Source organism: uncultured Campylobacter sp., from assembly GCF_938030685.1.
Lineage (GTDB): Bacteria > Campylobacterota > Campylobacteria > Campylobacterales > Campylobacteraceae > Campylobacter_B.
Genome location: NZ_CALHHX010000187.1, coordinates 1 through 21,076 on the forward strand (window position 1 = coordinate 1; position 21,076 = coordinate 21,076).

19 protein-coding genes, 1 tRNA gene and 1 pseudogene are annotated in these 21,076 nt (G+C 47.7%); 10 read left to right on the plus strand and 11 right to left on the minus strand.

The features are described from left to right. From Q0369_RS08680 to Q0369_RS08700, 5 genes and pseudogenes are all read right to left on the minus strand, one after another. Window positions 1–190 (minus strand): annotated as a pseudogene (locus Q0369_RS08680) (radical SAM protein); the annotation flags it as partial. After that, window positions 191–973 (minus strand): ABC transporter substrate-binding protein, encoded by a 783-nt coding sequence (locus Q0369_RS08685; RefSeq protein WP_298098737.1) that lies wholly within the window; start codon window positions 971–973, stop codon window positions 191–193. Beyond that, window positions 970–1,743: an ABC transporter ATP-binding protein gene (locus Q0369_RS08690; RefSeq protein WP_298098740.1), complete on the minus strand. Its 774-nt coding sequence runs from the start codon at window positions 1,741–1,743 to the stop codon at window positions 970–972. The genes Q0369_RS08685 and Q0369_RS08690 overlap by 4 nt, the downstream gene beginning before the upstream one ends. Continuing rightward, the gene (locus Q0369_RS08695) at window positions 1,740–2,708 is read right to left on the minus strand and encodes an iron ABC transporter permease (protein WP_298098743.1); all 969 of its coding nucleotides are present in this window, start codon (window positions 2,706–2,708) and stop codon (window positions 1,740–1,742) included. The genes Q0369_RS08690 and Q0369_RS08695 overlap by 4 nt, the downstream gene beginning before the upstream one ends. Continuing rightward, entirely contained in the window at window positions 2,698–2,892 is a 195-nt protein-coding gene (locus Q0369_RS08700; RefSeq protein ID WP_298098746.1) for a hypothetical protein, read from the minus strand. The genes Q0369_RS08695 and Q0369_RS08700 overlap by 11 nt, the downstream gene beginning before the upstream one ends. Before the next feature lie 374 nt (window positions 2,893–3,266). On the opposite strand from Q0369_RS08700, the gene Q0369_RS08705 reads away from it, so the two are divergent. Beyond that, window positions 3,267–5,348 carry a carbon starvation CstA family protein gene (locus Q0369_RS08705; protein ID WP_298098749.1) on the plus strand — a complete coding sequence of 694 codons (2,082 nt, stop codon included), beginning with the start codon at window positions 3,267–3,269 and terminating at the stop codon, window positions 5,346–5,348. Beyond that, entirely contained in the window at window positions 5,335–5,550 is a 216-nt protein-coding gene (kcuS, locus tag Q0369_RS08710; protein ID WP_297898049.1) for a KCU-star family selenoprotein, read from the plus strand. The genes Q0369_RS08705 and kcuS overlap by 14 nt, the downstream gene beginning before the upstream one ends. A 222-nt stretch (window positions 5,551–5,772) precedes the next feature. Here kcuS and Q0369_RS08715 read toward each other — a convergent pair whose 3' ends face one another. From Q0369_RS08715 to Q0369_RS08740, 6 genes are all read right to left on the minus strand, one after another. Continuing rightward, a complete protein-coding gene (locus Q0369_RS08715; protein ID WP_298098752.1) occupies window positions 5,773–6,789 on the minus strand; it encodes a hypothetical protein in 1,017 nt (338 codons plus the stop codon). Between the two features lie 96 nt (window positions 6,790–6,885). Continuing rightward, entirely contained in the window at window positions 6,886–7,083 is a 198-nt protein-coding gene (locus tag Q0369_RS08720; protein WP_298098755.1) for a hypothetical protein, read from the minus strand. Window positions 7,084–7,344: 261 nt separating this feature from the next. After that, window positions 7,345–7,545, minus strand: coding sequence for a hypothetical protein (locus tag Q0369_RS08725; protein WP_297902627.1), 201 nt, complete (start codon window positions 7,543–7,545; stop codon window positions 7,345–7,347). Between the two features lie 121 nt (window positions 7,546–7,666). Continuing rightward, a complete protein-coding gene (locus tag Q0369_RS08730) occupies window positions 7,667–8,278 on the minus strand; it encodes an NAD(P)H-dependent oxidoreductase (RefSeq protein WP_298098758.1) in 612 nt (203 codons plus the stop codon). A gap of 1 nt (window position 8,279) precedes the next feature. Continuing rightward, window positions 8,280–9,815, minus strand: a complete 1,536-nt coding sequence (guaA, locus tag Q0369_RS08735; protein WP_298098761.1) for a glutamine-hydrolyzing GMP synthase — start codon at window positions 9,813–9,815, stop codon at window positions 8,280–8,282. Between the two features lie 54 nt (window positions 9,816–9,869). Then, window positions 9,870–10,067, minus strand: coding sequence for a hypothetical protein (locus Q0369_RS08740; RefSeq protein WP_298098764.1), 198 nt, complete (start codon window positions 10,065–10,067; stop codon window positions 9,870–9,872). 48 nt (window positions 10,068–10,115) lie between these two features. Between Q0369_RS08740 and Q0369_RS08745 the strand changes: the two genes are divergently transcribed. The 8 genes from Q0369_RS08745 (at window position 10,116) to Q0369_RS08780 (ending at window position 20,812) form a co-directional block, all read left to right on the plus strand. Then, a complete protein-coding gene (locus Q0369_RS08745; RefSeq protein ID WP_298098767.1) occupies window positions 10,116–10,505 on the plus strand; it encodes a hypothetical protein in 390 nt (129 codons plus the stop codon). Then, complete coding sequence (gene uvrC, locus Q0369_RS08750; protein WP_298098770.1) at window positions 10,486–12,288, plus strand: excinuclease ABC subunit UvrC; 1,803 nt, start codon at window positions 10,486–10,488, stop codon at window positions 12,286–12,288. Before Q0369_RS08745 ends, uvrC begins: the two co-directional genes overlap by 20 nt. A gap of 165 nt (window positions 12,289–12,453) precedes the next feature. Next, window positions 12,454–17,007 carry an ATP-binding protein gene (locus Q0369_RS08755; RefSeq protein WP_298098773.1) on the plus strand — a complete coding sequence of 1,518 codons (4,554 nt, stop codon included), beginning with the start codon at window positions 12,454–12,456 and terminating at the stop codon, window positions 17,005–17,007. 14 nt (window positions 17,008–17,021) lie between these two features. Continuing rightward, window positions 17,022–17,402 carry a response regulator gene (locus tag Q0369_RS08760; protein WP_005869488.1) on the plus strand — a complete coding sequence of 127 codons (381 nt, stop codon included), beginning with the start codon at window positions 17,022–17,024 and terminating at the stop codon, window positions 17,400–17,402. Window positions 17,403–17,414: 12 nt separating this feature from the next. Continuing rightward, window positions 17,415–17,491, plus strand: a tRNA-Arg gene (locus Q0369_RS08765). A gap of 247 nt (window positions 17,492–17,738) precedes the next feature. Further along, window positions 17,739–18,920, plus strand: a complete 1,182-nt coding sequence (gene trpB / locus Q0369_RS08770; protein WP_298098776.1) for a tryptophan synthase subunit beta — start codon at window positions 17,739–17,741, stop codon at window positions 18,918–18,920. After that, on the plus strand, window positions 18,913–19,659 hold the full coding sequence (gene trpA / locus Q0369_RS08775; RefSeq protein WP_298098779.1) for a tryptophan synthase subunit alpha: 747 nt from the start codon (window positions 18,913–18,915) through the stop codon (window positions 19,657–19,659). Before trpB ends, trpA begins: the two co-directional genes overlap by 8 nt. 10 nt (window positions 19,660–19,669) lie before the next feature. Beyond that, on the plus strand, window positions 19,670–20,812 hold the full coding sequence (locus tag Q0369_RS08780) for a hypothetical protein (protein ID WP_298098782.1): 1,143 nt from the start codon (window positions 19,670–19,672) through the stop codon (window positions 20,810–20,812). The last annotated feature ends 264 nt before the right edge of the window (window positions 20,813–21,076 follow it).

Here is a 21,076-nt window from a genome sequence, read left to right on the forward strand (position 1 = left end):
CGTCGCCGAGTTTGGAGCGCATCATCGAACAAAACGAGCAGATGTTGTCGCAAAAGGGCACATGCAGATAGATCACGCAGTCGCTGTCTTTTGAGGGCTGCTCCAGCGCGTCGAACAGCTCGTTTTCGCTTGCGGAAACGCTCTCGAAAAGTTTGGAGCGGTGGTGGGATTTAATGCGTTCTTTAAACATCTATTTGGCCGCCTTTGCGTAAATTTCATCCACCGTCTCGCCGATCTGCGGGCTGCCCCGCAAGATGAGCGTCGGAGCTTTTAAAATTTTGCCCGATTTTACGGCTTTGGTATTTTTAAGGATCGGATTTGCCTTTAAAAAATCCTCCGTCTCGCCGCCTACGACGACGATTATATCGGGGTTTTGCTCCAAGATGTATTCGGCAGATACTGAAGGCGTGCTGCCTTCAAGACCGTCTGCGATGTTTTTGGCGCCTAGGCGAGCGAAAATGTCGCCGATGAGGGTTTTGTCATTGAAAGCCATCGTAGCGTTCGCGCCGAAAAACATAGCCACTTTTTTGCCGCGAAGGGCGGGTTTGTCTGCAAAAATTCCATCCATCCGCGCGCAAATTTTATCCGCCTCGCTCTCCTTTTTTACGATCGCCGCGACCTTCTTTACGTTTTGGCAGATATCTGCGGTGGAGTTTGCATCCATTGCAAGACTCTTAAGTCCCAGCTTTTGCAGATTCTCGCTAACGCCCGCGGAGTGAAAGCTCGTGATGACTAGATCGGGCTTAAGCTCGACGATCTTTTCCATATTCGGCTTTACGTAGGTGCCTACGCTAGGCAGTTTCGCGGTTTCTGCCTCCGGGCGGATCTTGCTCATCGAGGTAGTTGAGATCGCAGCGATCTGATCCTGCGCGCCTAAGGCGTAGATGATCTCGACTGCGGCGGGGTCGAGCACTACCAGGCCTTTGGCGAGCGCAAAACTCGCCGAAAGCAAAGCTATAAGAATTTTTTTCACATTTTCTCCTTTTGCGGTAAGATAAATTTGGTTCCTAAATTTTCAACTATCAAGGCGTCAAAGCCGTAAATTTCTTTTATGATCTGCGGCGTAAAAAGCTCGCTCGCGCTACCGCGATACCTCACTGTGCCGTCTTTTAGCATCAAAATTTCATTGCAAAAAAGCGAGGCTAAATTTAGATCGTGCAGCACGATGACGCTCGTTAAATTTAGCGTTTTGGTTAAATTTTCGCAGATCTTCATCGCCTCGATCGCGTAGTTCATATCAAGCGCGCCCGTGGGCTCATCGAGCAGTAAAATTTCAGGCTCGCTTACGAGCGCTCTGGCAAGCAGCACGCGCCCGAACTCGCCGCCGCTTAGCTCAAACGCGCTGCGATTTAAAAATTTTTTCACGTCCAAAAGCTCGGCGATTCGCTCTACCTTGTCGTGGTCACTCGCATCGTAGCCGCTAAATGCGCTTTTTAGGCGGCAAAATCTGCCCGCAAGTAAAATTTCATTCACGTTCAGCGCGGCTGCGAGGGCTGTTTTTTGCGGCACGAAGCCGATGAGCGCGGCAAGCTCTTTGAGGCTATATTCGCTTGCTTTTTTGCCGTTTATTTCGATGATTCCGCTTGCGGGCTTTAAAATTTGCAATATGTTTTTTAGCAAGGTGCTTTTGCCGCAGCCGTTAGGACCCAAAATCCCGTAAAATTTCCCCCGCTTTAAATTTAACTCTATGCCTCGCAAGATCGCCCGCTTGCCGTAGCTGAAGTTTAGCGCCGAAATTTTCATGCATGCTTCCTAAACGCGAGGTATAGAAAAAAGGGCGCGCCGAAAAAGGAGGTCACCACGCCGATCGGAATTTCTACCGGCGAGAGGGCGTTTTTAGCGATTACGTCGCAAAAAACCAAAAAAACTCCGCCGGTAAGCGCGCTAGCGGGGATCAGCACGGCATTGCTCGCCGTATGAAGCGCCATGCGAAGCGTGTGCGGAATGATGAGCCCCACGAAGCCTATCATCCCCGTAAATGCGACCGAAAAGCCGATGATGAGCGAGGAGACGATGAGTAGGCTCTTTTTGGACCTCTCGACGTTGAGTCCCAGCGACTTCGCCTCCTCGTCGCCGTTTAAGATAATATTTAGCTCGTGGCGCTTCGCGTAAAAATACGCCATGCAAAACAGCAGTGGCGGCAGCAAAAGCGCGATCTTTTGCCAGTTTGCGCCGCCTAGATAGCCCATCATCCACGCCGTAATCCTAAAACTATCCTCTCCGATTAGATAGACCGCAAAGGATGTAAATGCGCCCAAAAACGACGATACGGCGATGCCTACGATCAGTAGCGTAGAGATCGATCGAGTATGGGCGGCGAGCTTAAAGATCACGATCGACAGCGCGCTTGCGCTTAAAAACGCGAAAATTCCGTAAAAAACGTCGCTAAGCCCCAGCAGATAAGCTATGACCGCGCCGAAAGTCGCTGCCGATGCGATACCGATGATGTAGGGATCTGCAAGCGGGTTTAAAAATACGCTTTGCACCACCACTCCCGAAGTTGCCAGCAGCGCGCCTATTAAAATTCCAAGCACGAGGCGCGGCAGGCGCATTTGCGTTAGAATCAGCTCCTTGGTTTCGTCCAACTCGCCGAAGGTGAAAAATTTTACGATGTCGCCTAGCGAAATGCTCGCTCCGCCGCTACTTACGGCTACTAAAGCAAGCAATATAAAAGCTGCGATTAGAAAGAGATAAAATTTAAAGCTCATAGCCCACCAGGCGAACTATACGCGCAGATTTCGTCGCGGCGGATATTTTAAAATTTAAGCGGTGCCAGGAATTTATACGCACGGAATTTATGAAATTCTCGCGGCTGGCGCAATTATTTTTGCAGCTTGCATAGCTTTTGATATCAGCGCGCAAAAGTACGTAGCCGCACACCTGATCCGGCATAAATTTCCTCCTAAAAGTATTCGCGATTTTTGTTAAGAAATTAAAATCGTTATCATGAGATTTTATCGCTTGATTTCTTAAACCGCGATAAATTCTATAACGGCTAAAAGCTGCGGAGTTAAATTTAGGGCGATTAAGTATTAAAATTTCGCGCGCCGCCAAGTCGCCTCTTTAAATTTGAAATTCAAAATTTAGGTGTCAAATTTAAACACCGAAAGAGCTCTTTTTAATTTTTGCAATTCAGCTTTAAATTATAAAAACGCCGATAAAATACGCACTAAATTTTATTTAACGAGTCCCGCTTTAAAGCCGCAAGCCGTTTTGTTAAACGGCAAATTGCGCCAAAGCCGCTCGCTAAGCTTTAAGGAGTGAGCATGAAATTTTGGCAAAAGATCCTTTGGGCGGCGGTCGCCGTCATAGGGGCGTGGTGTTTCGGCGTACTTGCGCTAAATAAAGGCGAGAGTATCAGTGCCGTCTGGCTCGTAGTGGCCAGCGCGTGCATCTATCTGATCGGATACACTTTCTACGGGCGCTTTATCGCGTATCGCGTCTTTGAGCTGGACGATCGCCGCGCAACTCCTGCGGTGATCCGAAACGACGGACGCGATTACGTCCCTACGAACAAATACGTCCTTTTCGGGCACCATTTCGCCGCTATCGCTGGTGCAGGACCGCTCGTAGGCCCCGTGGTAGCCGCACAGATGGGCTATCTGCCCGGCACTATTTGGCTTTTGGTAGGCGTCGTGCTCGCAGGCGCGGTGCATGATTTCATCGTGCTCGTGCTCTCCACGCGACGCGGTGGCAAGAGCCTCGGCGAGATGATCAAAGATGAGATGGGCAAGCTCACCGGCGGTATCGCGATGATCGGGATTTTTTTCATCATGCTGATCATCGTAGCGATTTTGGCGATGGTCGTCGTAAAGGCGCTCGCAAACTCGCCGTGGGGGCTTTTTACGATCGCGATGACGATACCGATCGCCGTATTTATGGGAATTTACATGAGGTTCTTGCGCCCGGGCAAGGTCAGCGAGGCATCGATTATCGGCTTTGTTTTGCTGATGCTTTCGCTTTGGGGCGGGCATTACGTGGCGATCGATCCGTACTGGCACGACGTTTTTTCGCTAAAGGGCGAGACGCTCGCGCTCCTTACGATCGGCTATGGCTTTATCGCGGCGATTTTGCCCGTGTGGCTGCTGCTCGCGCCGCGCGATTATCTAAGTACTTTCCTTAAGCTCGGCGTCATCATCGGTATGGCGGTCGCGATAATCTTTGTCGCGCCCGAGCTTAAAATGCCCGCTACGACAAAATTTATCGACGGCACGGGTCCCGTTTTTGCAGGTCCGATATTTCCGTTTTTGTTTATCACGATCGCATGCGGCGCGATCTCGGGCTTTCACGCGCTGATCTCCAGCGGCACGACGCCGAAGATGCTCGAGCGCGAAACCCACACTCTTTTCATCGGCTACGGCTCGATGCTTATGGAGAGCCTCGTGGGCATAATGGCGCTCGTAGCGGCGTGCATACTAAGCCCGGGCGAATACTTCGCTATCAACTCGCCCGCTGCGGTACTGGGTAAAGACGCGGTAAGCGCCGCGGCGTATATAAGCTCTATCGGATTTAGTATTACGCCCGAGCAGATCGGCGCCTTGGCCTCAAACGTCGGCGAAACCACGATGATGAGCCGCACGGGCGGCGCTCCTACCTTTGCGATGGGGCTAACGATGCTTCTGCATCAGATCATCGGCGGCAAGGAGCTGATGGCGTTTTGGTACCATTTCGCGATTTTGTTTGAGGCGCTGTTTATTCTGACCGCGGTCGATGCGGGCACGCGCACGGGGCGCTTTATGGTGCAAGAAATTTTAGGCAACGTCTATAAGCCGTTTTCCGATACCAAAAATTCCCTCTACGGCATCATCGCGACGCTGATCTGCGTGGCGGGCTGGGGATATCTGCTCTACAGCGGCGTTACCGATCCTATGGGCGGAATTTACACGCTGTGGCCGCTTTTCGGCGCGTCCAATCAGATGCTCGCGGGTATCGCGCTGCTGCTTGCGACGGTGGTGCTTTTTAAAATGGGCAAGCAAAAATACGCTTTCGTTACGATCGCTCCTGCGATCTGGGTGCTTATAACCACGCTTTATGCGGCGATCTTGAAGCTGATGCCGGCTAACGGCGAGCGCGTGCACGACGCGGTAAGCCACGTGGCTATCGCGCAAAATACCGCCGCCAAGCTTGCCGGCCTAAGCGATCCTGCGGCGATCGAAAAGGCGCAGGCTATCATCAGAAACAACGTCATCGACGCCGTACTATGTGCTCTTTTCGTCGTCGTTACGATCATCGTCATCGTCCAAACGATCCGAATGTGTCTTAAAATTTCAAAGGGCGGCGCGAGCGAGGGATATTTCAAGCTAGCAGAAAGCGAGTACGTGGACAGGGGCGTTTATGAAAAAGTTTAAATTTAATCCACTCGCAGCCCCGAAGGCCGTGGCGAGGTTTTTGGCGCGCGCAGATGCCGCACTTGCGCCGCTCATCGGGCTCGGCGATTATGAGGGCTATCTGCGCCATTTCAGAAGCGCTCATCCGGACGAAATCCCGCTAAGCAGGGCGGAATTTTTCCGCGCGATGCAAGATAGCAAGGCAAAAAACGTCAAGTGCTGATAGCGGCGAAAGGGCGCGGTCGCGCCGTACAAATCGCCGACCCGCGACGCTTTGCAACGGTCTCGCCTGCATGTCGTAGAATTTTTAAACGGGTATTTCCGCGTCTTGGTAGAATTCTATATAAAATTTTTGCAAAATTTTTAGCAAACCTGCTTTAATTAAAGGCGCGAAATCGCAGCTGTAAATTTTAAATCAGGAATATGGGTGTGCTTGGACAATGGCTTAGATCTCATAGCAGGTTAAAATTTGATCCGCGTCCTCGTCGTAAGCATTATCGACTAGTACGAGATCGCGGGCGCACTCAGGCGCGCGATGCCTGCGTTTTTCATTTTTACCGGGAGCGAGGAGTGAATATTCACGGTTTTCAATACCGCGGCCGCCTCTGGACGCTAAATTTTGCTCGGCAAATGCGCCCTTCTGCTTCGCTTCGTATTTTGTGCTCGCAGCCCGGCAAGAAGCAGCTGTAACGACGCCTAAAATTCTCACACCCTTTTGTTTAAATTTATGCGCCAGCACGGGCTTTGCCGCGAGGTATTGGACCTGCTCGCCGAGTTTAAATTTAAAGGGCTCGTCGCACTCAAATTTATCCGTCGCTTCGCACCTGGATTTGCTCGCCTTGCCCTGCGTAAATTCGCCCGAGCCGCCGCGATTAAATTCGTCCGCTTCGTCGCATCTAAATTCCTCGGCTTTATCGTGCGCAAATTTGCCCGAGCCGTCGTGCTCGCCGCTCTCGAGGTCGCCCGCCTCGCTACGCACAATATCAAGAATCCTCAGTTCATTCGGCTCGTTTATAAAGTGCCCGCGCCAGCCGTCTGATCCGCCCGCCGCAAGCTCGAATTTATCGAAATCAAAGTCTAGCTCCACGCGGAATTTAACGTTAAAATTTGCGTCCGTAAAAACAAGCTCGTTAGCACCCTCTATTTCGCCGTTTTCGCCAGCCTCGCCCACGCGAATGCAATATCCGTCTTTCATGCTCTGTGCTTGCGTCATAGGGCAAACTTTAGCGATGATTTTAAGCTCACAACTGCTCAAATTTAAGCCGTAAATTTGACCCGAGCGCGTAAAAATCAAGAAATTTAGCTCATCTTGCTTAAAAATCGCTACGCAGCCCCTTAATCGCTTTCGCGTGCCCGTCTGCGTCTTAAAATCGTAAATAAAAAGCGTGTCGTCGGTCGCCGTAATAGCCTTTTTATCGCCGCCCTCGCTACTTATCGCGATAAAGTTACCGTATTTTAGCACGCCCTTTTGTGCTTTGAGATGAGCGCGAGATCCGCGGCGTTAAATTTATAAATCGTGTCAATAAAGCCCAAAACTACGAGCGTGCGGGCGTCATCGTCAAAGGTCGCGGCGCGGGTAAAATCTCGGAAAGGCGCGCCGGCTAATTGCTCGCCGCTTTCGAGCGAGAATTTTATAAGCCATCTGCTTTTGCTCGTCGTTATCGCCCGCGTGAAATGCGCGATCACCCTTAATTAGGATGTTTTCGCCGATATCGCGAAGTCTGTTTTGAAGCCTACTTTGCCATAAAATTTTCATCCGTCGCTCCTTTTGTATGCGCGCAAAGAACACAGCGCGATTTATTGCTTTTAATTTGCGCTAACGGTTTTATCGGCGCGCATGCTAATACTTGAATTATTGCTTTTAAATTTACGTTATTTGCGCGGCGCTCGGTACCGATTTAATCGGCATTTTAGCCGTGCTTTGCGGGCAAATTTATCTGTGCAGAGTTTCGCGGGGCTAGAAATTTAACCGCGCGCTGTTTGAGCGAAACCGCAAAATTAGCCTCGCAAATTTAGATCATTTTTTCGGTTTATTTTCTTTGATATAGTCCACGGCGATACGCTGGCAGGCGATTTTATCGTTCTTTTCGAGGCATAAAGTCTCCAGCTCCTCGCGGCTTAAATTTTTGTAATCCTTGATCGTCTTTTTGCCGCCGCCTCCCATGACGAAGTATATGAGAGCCGCTAAAATCGCCATCGCAGCGATTAATCTAAGCATGATTACCTCCCAAATTTCATAGATTTTGCGCCAAATCTGCGAGCGAATTCGGCGCGCATCTGTTTAAATAGGCAGTCAAATTCTATGCCGTTCGGATTTTGCGAGCAGCGCATTTTTAAATTTAAAGCAAATTAATCTGCTTCGGAAAGTACCTATCCAGCGTCTGCGCTACCTGCTCTAACCAGACCTTTCGCTCGACCTCGTCGCTATCCGCGACCACTCTAAACATCAGCCGCTCAAAGGTTTTCACGCCGCAAAAATCAAAAATGCAGCTTTTCCAAATTCTTTCCAGCGGATCGCCGAATATCTTGTTTTCTCTGGCCTCGGGGGTGTTGGAGGTGTTGAAAACTACGGCGGCTTTAGCCTTTAAAAGTCCTATCGGAAGCCCGCCGCCGTTATCGCCCGGCGCAAAATCGTAGGCTACTCTCTGCCTTAGCACACGGTCAATCCAGCCCTTGAGGATGGCGGGCGGCTCGCCCCACCAGTTCGGATGGACAATCACGATGCCGTGGGCGTTTGCTATGTCTTTTTGATGCGCCTTTAACAGCTCGTCGTCGCTTTCATCGCTCACGAGCTCAGCGCCGCTAAGGATCGGATTAAATTTCTCCTTATATAGATCATGAAATTTAACCTCGTAGTCGCTATTTTGCAGCTTTTCTACCGCTACGTTTGCAATAGCCGCATTTAGGCTTCTTTCGTAAGGATGCGCTAAAATGATGCAGATTTGTTTCATCTTACTCCCACTCTATCGTTGCAGGCGGTTTGCTCGAGATGTCGTAAACTACGCGGTTGATGCCGTCCACTTCGTTTATGATGCGGCGAGATACGTTTTCTAGCAGGTCGTACGGTAGGCGCGAGAAACTAGCCGTCATACCGTCGCTAGCGTCCACTACGCGTATGCACACGGCGTTTTCGTAGGTGCGGTTATCGCCCATAACGCCGACGGAGTGCACGTTTAGCAACACGCAAAACGCCTGCCACGTTTTGTTATACCAGCCGCTTGATTTTAGCTCGTCGCGCAGGATCACGTCGGCTTTGCGTAGTAGCTCAAGGCTTAGCGTATTTACCTCGCCCATTATGCGGATCGCAAGACCCGGACCCGGGAACGGATGGCGGAAAACGACTTCGCGCGAAAGGCCTAGTTCGAGTCCCAGCTGGCGCACTTCGTCTTTAAAAATTTCGCGCAGAGGCTCGATCAGTTCAAATTTCATATCCTTAGGCAAGCCGCCTACGTTGTGATGGCTTTTGATCGTCTTGCTTGAGCCTGCGACCGAGCTCTCGATGATATCGGTGTAGAGTGTGCCTTGGGCTAGAAATTTTACGTTTTTGTGTTTTGCCGCTTCTTTGCTGAAAACCTCAATGAAGGTCGCGCCGATGATTTTGCGTTTTTGCTCGGGATCAATCACCCCTTTTAGTCTGCTTAAAAATAGCTCGCTAGCATCGATCACGTCTAAGCTCACGCCGAGTTTGAGCCTAAACATCTCCTCTACCGCCTTGCGCTCGCCCGCGCGGAGCAGGCCGTTATCGACGAAAACCGCTATCAGGCTCTGCGGCACCGCATGTGCCAAAAGCGCCGCTACGACTGAGCTATCCACGCCACCGCTTACCGCGCAAAGCACCTTGGCGCTTCCTACGCGCTCTTTTATTTTGATCATCTGCTCTTTGGCGAAGCTGCCCATATTCCACGTGCTGGTTAGTCCGCAGATCTCTTTAGCGAAATTTTTTAAAATTCTATCGCCGAACTCGCTGTGGCAGACCTCGGGGTGAAATTGCAGCGCATAAATTTTACGGATCTCGTCGCCGAATACGCACCACTCACTCTCGTCCGAGCTCGCCATCACCTCAAAGCCCTCCGGCAGGCTCTCGACCTTGTCCGAGTGGCTCATCCAAACGGTTGAGTTATCCTCCACGCCGCCAAATAGCTTGCTAGCGCGAAGCAGTTTCAAAGAGGCTTTGCCATACTCTTTTTTGCCCGCAGGCACGACGCTAGCGCCAAATTTATGCGCGATGAGCTGCATGCCGTAGCAGATACCTAAAATCGGAATTCCAAGCTCAAAAATTCTATCGTCGCAAAAATACGCGCCTTTAGCGTAAACGCTAGCGGGTCCGCCGCTTAAAATAAGGCCTTTAGGGTTTTTTGCTTTTATCTTATCGATCGGCGCGTCGTATGCGATCAGCTCGGTGTAAACGCCTTGTTCGCGCAAGCGCCTAGCGATCAGCTGGGTGTATTGGGAGCCGAAGTCTAGCACTAAAATGTCTGCCGTTTGCATGAAATTCCTTTGTAAAAATTTTTAAAAGTATAACAAAGCAAAGCTAAAAGTAGGCTATTTATCGCGTAAAATTCTAACGCTTCCTCTACCATCGCTCGTGTTATTAGCATCCGTATCTTGGGCGGTAGCGCTAGAGCCCTGCTCGCCTTCTGAATAAAAAGGCGGCGCTTTGTATCCGCAGCCGCTAAGTAAAACTAAGATAAAAAATGCTAAAATCCGCTTATGGAAAATGCAAGAGAAATAATAGCTCATATCAGAAAAGATCCTTTATATGCCAAGATGCGAGAAAGAGGCGAGTTTTTGGCGATTTTGCCGCTTAGTTGGCAAAGGCTGATCGCTTTCATCTACGTCAAAGATGGCATTTTGATGATAGCCGCGAAACACCCGGCTGGGCTTTGCGAACTAAAACGCGATAGTAATATAAATTTAATAAAAGACGTATTAAAGCGCTTCGTAGCCGCTAGAGAGACGGCGGAGCTTTGCGGTGTGCGAGAGATAAAATTTTTCGTAGCAGATAGAGTGATGAGCAGAAGAAGGGCGCAAATTTATAAAGCTCATTTGCGTCTGGGCAGTAAAATTTTATCTTCAGAGCGCGCAAAAGGGGAGTTTGAAAACAAAATCCAAGATCCGCAAATTTATAAAATTTTTGAAGAGATAAGAGGGTTAATCCTTGCTAATAGAGGAGATTAAGAGCTTGCCTGTCAGACCCGGCGTGTATCAGTACTTCGACGCCGCGGGCAAGCTGCTATACGTCGGCAAGGCGAAAATTTTAAAAAATCGCGTCAAAAGCTACTTTTCTTTCACGCCCGCTCTCGCGCCGAGCCCCCGCCTAAGCGCGCGCATCGCCAAGATGATAGGCGAGGCGGCGCATTTAGAATACATCGTTACGCCTAGCGAGAGCGACGCGCTGATACTAGAAAATTCCTTCATCAAGCAGCTCAAGCCCAAATACAACATCCTGCTGCGCGACGATAAGACCTATCCATATATCTACGTAAATTTAGACGACGATTTCCCTCGCTTTGAGATCACGCGAAAGATTGTAAAGGGCAAAAACATCAGATACTTCGGCCCCTATTTTCACGGCGCGAAGGAAATTTTACAGACGCTTTACATGCAGTTTCCGCTCGTGCAGAAGAAAAATTGCGTCAAGGGCAAAAAGGCCTGTTTGTTCCACCAGATCGGGCGTTGCGCCGCTCCGTGCGAGGATAAAATTTCAAAGCAGGATTACGCGCGTATCGTACAAAGCGCGCTTGCCGCCCTAAAAAATCCGCAAAAGATGGTGCCGCAGCTTTTGGAGCGGATGGCGCGGCTTGCGCAGAGCGAAAATTTCGAGGAAGCCGCGCAGATTCGCGATAAGATTGAAATTTTAAAGCAGATGAACGTAAAGGTCGAGGTCGATCTGGCAAAGCTCGATGATTTCGAGGTCTTTGCGATTGCTGCACGCGACGGGCTCGTCTGCGCCGTGCATTTTAGCATACGCGAGGGTAAAATTTCAGCCTCAAGCTCGCATATAATCAACTGCAAAGCTCCGAGCGCCGATGATATCGCAAACGCCTACAAGCAGATGATCTTAAGCGCCTTCCCGGCCGCGGCTCCCGTGGCGTGCGCTAAAATTTACGTCTACGACGAGTTTGACGATGCGGATCTGGTATGCGAAATTTTATCCAAGCGGCACGAAAGAGCGTTTAAAATTTACGCGCCGAAAATCGGTGAGAAACGTAAAATTTGCGAGATTGCATACCAAAACTGCGAGATCAATATCAAAAAACATCTAAAAACGCACGATTACGCATTTTTGCAGGAGCTGAAGGATTATTTTAATCTTACGAATTTGCCGGTAAATATCGAAGTTTTCGACAATTCGCATATGTTCGGCGCCGCGCCCGTGGGAGCTATGATAAGCTTTCAAGACGGCGAGTTTAACAAGCAAAACTACCGCCACAAGCACCTTAGCTCAAATAACGACTACGATCAGATGCGCGAGTATCTAACTAGCCGCGCGCTTAAATTTGACGAGCTCGCAGCGCCCGATCTGTGGCTCATCGACGGCGGAACGGCTCTGCTAAACTTGGCAGAGGAAATAATTTGCAGCGTCGGAGCAAACGTCGATATAATCGCCATTTCTAAAGAAAAGATCGACGCTAAAGCTCACCGCGCAAAGGGAGCTGCGAAAGATAAAATTTGCACGAAAGGCGGGATTTTTTCGCTAGCAACGGATGATAAGAAACTTCAGTTTTTTCAGCGTCTGCGCGATGAAGCGCACCGCTTTGCGATCTCGTTTCACCAAAAGAGCAAACGCAAGCTCGATCTACAAAGCTCAAAGCTGCTAAGCTTGGGCGTTAGCAAAGGAAGCCTGAAGAAGCTTTTGGACTTTTACGGCGATTTTGAGAGCATTTATGCGGCGAGCTTCGATGAGATCAGATCGCTTACGAATATCCAAACCGCGGAAAAAATTTTAAACAATCATTAACGAAAACCTAACGCAAAAAGCTATATTTAAAGATTTGTTTAGTAAAATCACCCATTAACTTTGCAGGACGGCTAAATCGTCTCCGCCTAGCGTGACGGAAGCGACTTCGTTTCTCCGGTTGAATAAAATTTAACGTCGCGTAAGCTGCGCTTTGAAGGATTTTGTATGAATTTAAATACTACAAGTGCTTTGAGACTTGTTAGCGGTATCCCGTTACTTTTGATTTTCGCGTTTGCATCATATTTCTTGTTTATCTCTTTGCAGGATTACGCCAGAGTGGGAATTTTGCAGCAGCAAATTGCTAAAAATAGTAATCTCGCGGCGTTAGTAGAGCAGGTAGATAAAGAGCGCGGTATCACTTCGGCGTTTTTGGGTAGCGAGGGAAACCCCGGTATGGGAACCCTTCTATCGGGTCAACGCAAAAAAACCGACGATGCGCTTGCAAAGTATAAAGAAAGCAAAAATATCAGTGAAAATGTCGTAAAAAAGACTATTTTTGATATTTTCGCTTACGGCACTGGTAATGACGAGCTTTTGGCTGCCGAGACCGATATAGACGGTTTATTAGACAAACTTCCGCAGGTAAGAAGGGATGTCGATGCTCAAAGCAAAAGCTTCGGTGAGCTTTTCAGCTCATATTTTCAAAAATTCGACGATGATGTAAAAACAATCCAACGAGTGCTAAGAGAGGGTCTTGTAAGCTCAAATATCACCGTTTGGACGGTTTCATTGCTTAATACCTACGAGGCGATGGACGCCACCGCATCGGAGCGTGACTATATTATCGAATACATTATCGGTAGCAAGGCGATGAATCAGGCGCAGCTAAGGACTTGGGCTAGCTTCAACCTATCTAGTTCGCTTCCTAATTACTACTTCTTGCCGGAATCTGATGCTAGAGCTGCAATTTTAAAAATTCTAGACGGAGAGGAATTTCAAAACGCATTAAGAGAAACTGCTAAAATTTCAGCCACATTGCAGCAAGAAGCGGACGAGGGACATTATAGCGTACCTTTTCAAGAGTGGTTTGCCTCTACTACACTTAAATATAAAAAGCTAAGCGAAATTTCTGAAAAGATCAATGCTGAGCTTGCGGCGCATGCCGATACTTATCTAGCGCAAAGACTAAGAAACCTATTTATCGCTCTTGGCATATGGGTTTTAGCGGCTATTTTGGTCGTTTTTGCCTTGGGTATCACAAGACGTTTAAGACAGAACGTTACCGACCTCGGCAACGTGCTTAGCCGAATCGGCGATTTGACGAATCAGCACGAACATATCGACGTTAGGACTAGTGAGGGTGTTAACAAGGCGTATTCGCTTATCGAGGACGCGCTCGATCTGATTGCGTATCAAAAGGGCGCTGCGGAGGATGCCAACAAGGCAAAATCGATCTTTTTGGCCAATATGTCGCATGAGATCAGGACGCCGCTTAACGGTATCATCGGCTTTACGGAGCTTCTTAAAAATACCGATTTGGATGAGGAAAAGCGCGATTATGTTGATACTATCGAAAAATCGTCCGAAAACCTTCTAACGATCATTAATAACATTTTGGATGTCTCCAAGATCGAAAGTAATAAGGTCGAGCTTGAGGATATCTTATTTAACCCTATACAAGATTTCGAAAGCGCGGTTGAAATTTACGTTGCCAAGGCTGCGGAAAAGAATATCGACATCCTGCTTTACATCGATCCTACACTAGTGCACCACCTATACGGAGACATCACGAAGATCAAAGAGGTTCTTATCAATCTCATGTCAAATGCGGTCAAATTTACGCCTGAGCACGGCACTATCGTGGTCGAAATTTTAAGAGAGCCTAGTAAAGCTCCGGGAGAGGCGATCGTAACGTTTAGCGTAGAAGATACCGGTATTGGAATTTCTGAAGACAAGCTCGCAAATGTATTTAACGCCTTCTCTCAGGCCGATTCTACAATCACACGCAAATATGGTGGAACGGGTCTTGGACTTACGATTTCGTCTAAATACGTAGCGATGATGGGCGGTAAGCTTCAGGTCAAATCTACCGTAGGAAAAGGTACTAGATTTTATTTCACCCTTGCTTTTAAAGAGACACAAAAAACTGATGCGGACGCAGTATTTGAAAGCATCAAAGGATTAAATTTTGCGCTTTTAGCCGATAGCGCCGATACAATGTATAATGATATCGTTAAAAATTATATCAGCAAGCTAGGCGGTAAAATTTCGATATTTAATACGAACGCGCAGTTCCGCTCAGCGCAAAATAATAACAAATATGACGCTCTTATCACTAGATTTAAGAATTACGGCGAGGTTAGTGATATATTGAGTATGCCTACGATCTTAACTCTTAAGCCAAAAGAGCTTCAAAGTATTAGTATTTCAAATTCTAAAATTTTTACCCTCACAGAGCCTTTTAACTTAACTAAATTCGTTAAGACGCTAGATAAAATTTCAAAATCCGGAATTGCTCTAAGCAGATCGGATTTTGCTCCACAGACGCATGAGATTAAGCTGGATGCTGAGGTAGAAAAGCCTACCGCCCTTGATGAAATGATTATGGAAGAGCCGGTAGTAAAAGAAAGACCTATTATCAACAAGCTTGATGAATTACGACATGCTACTACTTCGTCGGCAGATGAGTTACGCGCTATCTTGCAAAGCAGAAGGCGTACACATGATGCCGAGGCTCATTCTGCGCATAAAGAGGAGGCTGTTAGCAAGCCTAGTATTGCTCAAGAGCTCAAAAAAGAAGCTCCTAAAGCAGAAGAGCCGGTCATTAAGCCTATAGATATCGAGCCTATGAGTGATATTAAGATTGAAAAGACAGAGCCTGAATCACCAAAGATCAATATCGATATTCCTGAAATAGTAATCCCGCACGCAGAAAAGCCAAAGATAGAGCCTTCAAGCACAAAAGATGCCCAGACCGATATCGATGAGCCTATATCTTTGGAAATTCCTGATGATTTTGTGGGGCTCAAAACACATGCGACGCAGACCCAGGCTCCTAAAGCCGAAACTCATAGCATCGATCTTTCTGATATCGAAATAGAGCTTCCTAAGATTAAAAAAGAGGAAGAAGAAGTAAAGGCTGAGCCTGCAAAAGTAGAAATTCCAAAGGCTAAGGTTGAGACGCCTAAGGCCGAGATTGAAATTCCTGATATAGATATCGATCTTTCGGATATCAAACCGAGCGCCAAGGCGCAAGAGGCTGCTAAAAAGGTTGAAATTCCAAGCGTAGAAAAAGAAATTCCTGTAGCCGTTAAAACCGAGCCTGAAATTCCTATCGCTAAAGCTTCGAAGCCTGATACTTCAAGTGTTTCTGCTCATGAAAATGAAATTTCAAATGTTAAACTTTCAGAACCTGAAAGTACAGCTGAAAAGATAATTGAGCCAGAACCTATCGCTGTTGAGCCAGAGCCGATAACAATTGAGCCTGAACTAAAACCTATCAAGCCAAAACTTGAAGAGGTTAAACAGGGACCGTCAAATATCGAGTCTGAACCGGTAACGCCAGTAGTAGAACCAGCGGCTCAAAATATTCCTGCCGAAGAGCCGAATATTGAGCCGGAGCCTGTAGATATTCCGAAGGTGGAGCCTGCTACTCAAAACGACCATGTCGAAGAGCCTGAGATCGAGCCTGTTAGCGTAAAAGTCGAACCGGTAGTTATCCCGCAGCCTGAGGAAGAGGAGATGGTCGAGGTGCCCGTTACCGTGTACGAAGACGAGCAACAGGAAGAAACCATTATGGTCGAAGAGGATGTCGAAGTCGAAGAAGAGGTTGAAGTGCCGGTAGAGCGAAATCCTGCCGATGAAAATGTACCTTTGGTCAATAGAAAATATAACGCTAAAATTCTTATAGCGGAAGATAATGAGATCAATCAAAAGCTTATGAAGCATACGTTAAATAGCTTTAATATGAATTTGACGATAGTCGAAAACGGACTTTTGGCGCTGGAAGCCAGAAAAGCCAATAACGACTATGATCTCATATTTATGGATATTTCGATGCCTGTTATGGACGGTATAGAATCTACAAAGCAGATCAAACAATACGAGCACGAGAATAATCTCCGCCACATCCCGATCGTGGCTGTTACTGCCAATGCGCTAAAGGGCGATAGAGAGAAATTTATGGCAGCAGGGCTTGACGAATACTGCACCAAGCCGATCAAAAAGGATATCTTGGCTCAAATGTTAGATAATTTTATCGGTGATAAACGATCTGATGCAGCGCCCGCCGGTGGAACTACAAAGAAGCTGGTTAAAAAGCTTGTCAAACGCCAGGTGCCTAAGACGGTCATTAAAACCGTCAAAGTGCCAAAGACGATAATGAAGCTAGTTCCTAAAAAAAGTATAGTTTCCGATGACGTAGTGAAAGCTAAGGGTGCGCGCGTGCCGACAAAAGATATACTTATATGCAAGGCAAACATTATGGAAAGTAAAATTTTTGCCAGCATATTAAAACATCAGTATAAAGACGTAGAAATTGCGGGCAATTTCGACCAGCTTATTTCTATGGCGGCTACGGGTAGTTATAAGCTTGTTTTGATTGATAAAAAGCTAGCAGGGCTAGACTTAGCGGCGTTAGAGAGCTTGCGCCGAAAAGCGTCTGCGACCAAGCTAGTTCTGTTTTCTAACGACAACGATGAAAATCCACTATTTAGCGAAGTCGCTAGTTACAATATCACCAAGTCGGGTCTTGAGAAACTCGCACAAAAATATATATAAGGATGAGGTCTTAAATGAGAGATTTGAAAGTTTTAACGGTTGATGACGACGCTATAAATTTAAAGTTACTTGAAGTTATGCTAAAAAAATACGGCAAATTCCAAACCATACTCCAAGCCAAAAACGGCTTGGACGCCCTTGCCGTACTCGAAGTTCAGCCCGTTGATTTGATTTTATTAGATATTGTAATGCCTGTGATGAATGGGCTGGAATTTTTAGATAATCTTCACGCTAGAGAAAGTATAGCTCATATCCCCGTCATCGTCCTTACGACGGACGAGACCGCTAAACGAGAGGCTTTAAATAAAGGTGCTTATGACTTTATGACAAAGCCCATCAATGACAAAGATCTTCACAAAAAACTAGACGACGTTATGAATATTATCGGCGATTAAATTGCCGATTTTGTCCTCGTAGCTCAGTAGGATAGAGCGCAAAATTCCTAATTTTGAGGCCACAGGTTCGAATCCTGTCGGGGACACCATTACTCATTTTGAGGTATTTTGCTTTCAAATTTAAGCTTTCATATTCCATATAAAATCACGTTATAAAATTTACTCGCAATCTGCCAAGCCTTGAAGTGTAAATTTTAAAATTTACTATCTTGCGCCGCGCGTTTTTGCGGCTGCATATCCGATAAATTTAGAAGAGAGCCGCAAAAGGTGCCGTCAAAAAAGCGAAATTTAACGCGAAATTTTATATAATCCTACGATTTAATGCGAGGAGATAGGATGAATAAAAAGGCGTATTTCGGGAGTTTCGGCGGGCAGTTCGTGCCTGAGACGGCGATGTTCGCGCTTGAGGAGTTGGAGGAGGCGTACAATACCATAGCGCAGACGAAGGAATTTAAAGACGAGCTAGGTTACTTGCTGCGCGAATACGCGGGGCGTCCGACGCCGCTATATCACGCCGCGCACCTTAGTGAGCACTACGGGCATGAAATTTATCTAAAGCGCGAGGATCTCAACCATACGGGCGCTCATAAAATCAACAATGCCCTAGCGCAGGCGCTACTAGCCAAAAAAATGGGTAAAAAAAAGGTCATCGCCGAAACCGGCGCTGGTCAGCACGGCGTGGCGACGGCGACGGCAGCGGCGCTATTTGGGCTTGAGTGCGACGTATATATGGGCGAGACCGACGCCGCGCGCCAACAGCTCAACGCCTTTAGGATGCAGCTTTTGGGTGCAAATTTAATCAAAATCGACACCGGTTTAAAAACGCTCAAAGAGGCTACTACCGCGGCGATTCAGGCGTGGGTAAACGAGATCGAGAGCGTATTTTACGTCATCGGCTCGGCGGTCGGGCCGCATCCGTATCCGAAGATGGTTAGGGATTTTCAAAGCGTCATCGGTACCGAGACCAAATCGCAGCTTGCAAGCAAGGGGGTCAAGGCCGATTACGTCCTAGCCTGCGTAGGAGGCGGAAGCAATGCGATAGGAATTTTTAGCGCGTTCGTGGATGATCCTAACGTGCAACTCATCGGCGTCGAAGCGGGCGGCTTGGGCGCGCATACCCCTTATCACGCAGCGACTATTACTGGCGGGCGCGCAGGCATCATCCACGGCATGAAAACGATCGTGCTACAGGATAAATTCGGCATGATCGAGCCTGTTCACAGCATCTCGGCGGGGCTTGATTATCCTGGAGTGGGCCCGGAGCACGCGCATCTGCACGAGATAAGTCGCGCAAAATACGAAGCGGTAACCGACGATGAGTGCATCACGGCGCTTAAACTGCTCTGCAGGCTCGAAGGCATCATCCCCGCGATCGAAAGCGCGCATGCGTTAGCGTATTTAGAAAAGCTCTGCCCGCAACTAAAGGGCAGAAAAACGATCGTCGTAAACGTAAGCGGCAGGGGCGATAAGGATATGGATACCGTGATGAATTACAAAAAAGGAACGATTTATGGATAAGATCAAGGCGGCCTTTGCGGGCAAAAAAGCAAACATCGGCTATATCGTGGCGGGATATCCGAGCCCCGCGCACACGAAGGAGTTTTTGTCAAATTTAGACGAAAGCGTGATCGATCTGCTTGAGATCGGTATCCCGTATTCCGACCCGCTCGCAGACGGTCCCGAAATTTTTAAGGCGAGTTTTTCCGCGGTGCAAAACGGCGTAAACGCGGGCACAGTATTTGAAATTTTAAAAGAGGTGCAAACGCGCAAGCCGCTCGTGTTTTTGGTCTATTACAACGTGATCTTTGCCTACGGCGTGCGCGAGTTTGTATCCGAGGCGGCGCGCTACGGCATCAGCGGACTAATAATCCCCGATCTGCCGTATGAAGAAAACGAGGAAATTTTCGCGCTTTGCGAGGAGTTCGGTATCGCGCTCATCCCGCTTATTAGTGTTACGAGCGAGCACCGCGCCGCGCGAGTTTTGAGCCGCGCGCGCGGCTTCATCTACGGCGTGGGCGCTATCGGCGTGACCGGAAGCAAGCAAACTCCGATCTCGCGCCTTAAAAATATGGTCGCAGATCTTAAAAAAATGAGCGATCTGCCCGTAGCGATCGGCTTTGGTATCCGCAACTCTAGCGATGTTCGCGCTACTAAAGAATACGCAGACGGCGCTATCATCGGCACTGCGATCGTAAATTTATGCGCGAACTACGGTGGGCGCGAGCTGCAAGACAAGATCGCCGAACTTTTTAATTAACGGAAAGAGTATGAAAAAGATATTTTTAATTTTAATCGCAAATTTTTGCCTCGGCGCCAATCTTATGCAATACGATCTTTTCAACCACGACGATAGCGTGGATATCGTCTTGGCGTTTGACTCCGCATATAAGCCTGACATCGTTCGCAGCGTCGATGGACAGTCGATGAGCCTTATTTTAAAGGGGCTCGGCGGCGATGAGAAATTCAACGAAATGCGCACCAACCAAAAGGTCTTAAAAAGCTTTACGATAGCACCCAAAGGCAAGGATATCGAGATAAATTTCCCCACCGGAGCCGATCTGTCGGTTGATGCTCTTACTCAAGACGGCAATTTAAAGCTCATTTTGCGCGTAAAAAACCCTGCTTTCGATCAGAGCAAGATGAGCGTAAAGAGCGAGGCGAGTGAGACGGCGCAAAGCGGTAGCAGTGGAGTTTCTGTAATGCCGATAATCGTAGCGTTATTGCTTGCAGCCGCGGCTTTCGTCGGCGTACGAAAATTTTTATCACACAAGCCGCAAAAAAGTATCGACGAGACATGGCGGGTTTTTGAAGACGACGCTAGCATGGATAGCGCTGATGTGGACGGAGCGGGCATAGATGAAATTTTAAACGACTCCTCTTTTAAAAATCAGAGCGGATCAAAGAACGCAAATTATTCTGACGCGCAAGAGTTCGCGAAAAAAGATGAGGGCTCCGCTTTAAATTCCAAAAATTCTAACGACTCAAAAAATGTAGATAGCGCAGATTTTTTCAGAGGCGAGAGTATGGACGAAGAGAGCATGCGCGATAAATTTTACGATGAGGCTGCGCGTGCCGAGCGTTCGGAAGCTACGGAGGCGGACGAAAACTATGAGAGCGCCGAGAATATAAGAGCAGCGGATAAAATTTCGCCGCTTAAAGTAAGCTCTGCCGAGAGTGGTACGATGGAATTTCGCGAGGGAGCAAAAGAAAGATCGGATGCAAAAGAGCCCAAGGTTTCGGCATTTAAAAGCATTTTAGAAAATGAGCTGCTTAGCTCGGATACCGCAAGACCTGGCGATGTGCGAGTAGAGCTTGTGCGCGAGATCGACGAAAATAATGCTGCCGTAGTGCTAAGCTTCGCGGGCAAAAAACATCTAGTGGTGTTAAAAAGCTCCAACGCTATCGATTGATGAGGCATAGAATTTCGCAGCTTGCGGGCTCTGCGACCGTATGTAAAAATAGAATTTCCGACTTCGTGCGAGAAATTAAGGCTGGTTTATTTATATTTAAGTAAAATTCTATAGTTAAGACTGGCTTCGTATGTCCGAACCCCGTTTTAACTACTTTTTAAATTCTATTTTTAGTCATTTTTAAGTATGGATAGGATTCTTACTTTTTAAAATTTAGATCGGAATTTATTTGCTTTTTATTTTACAAAGGATAAAATCGCGCCT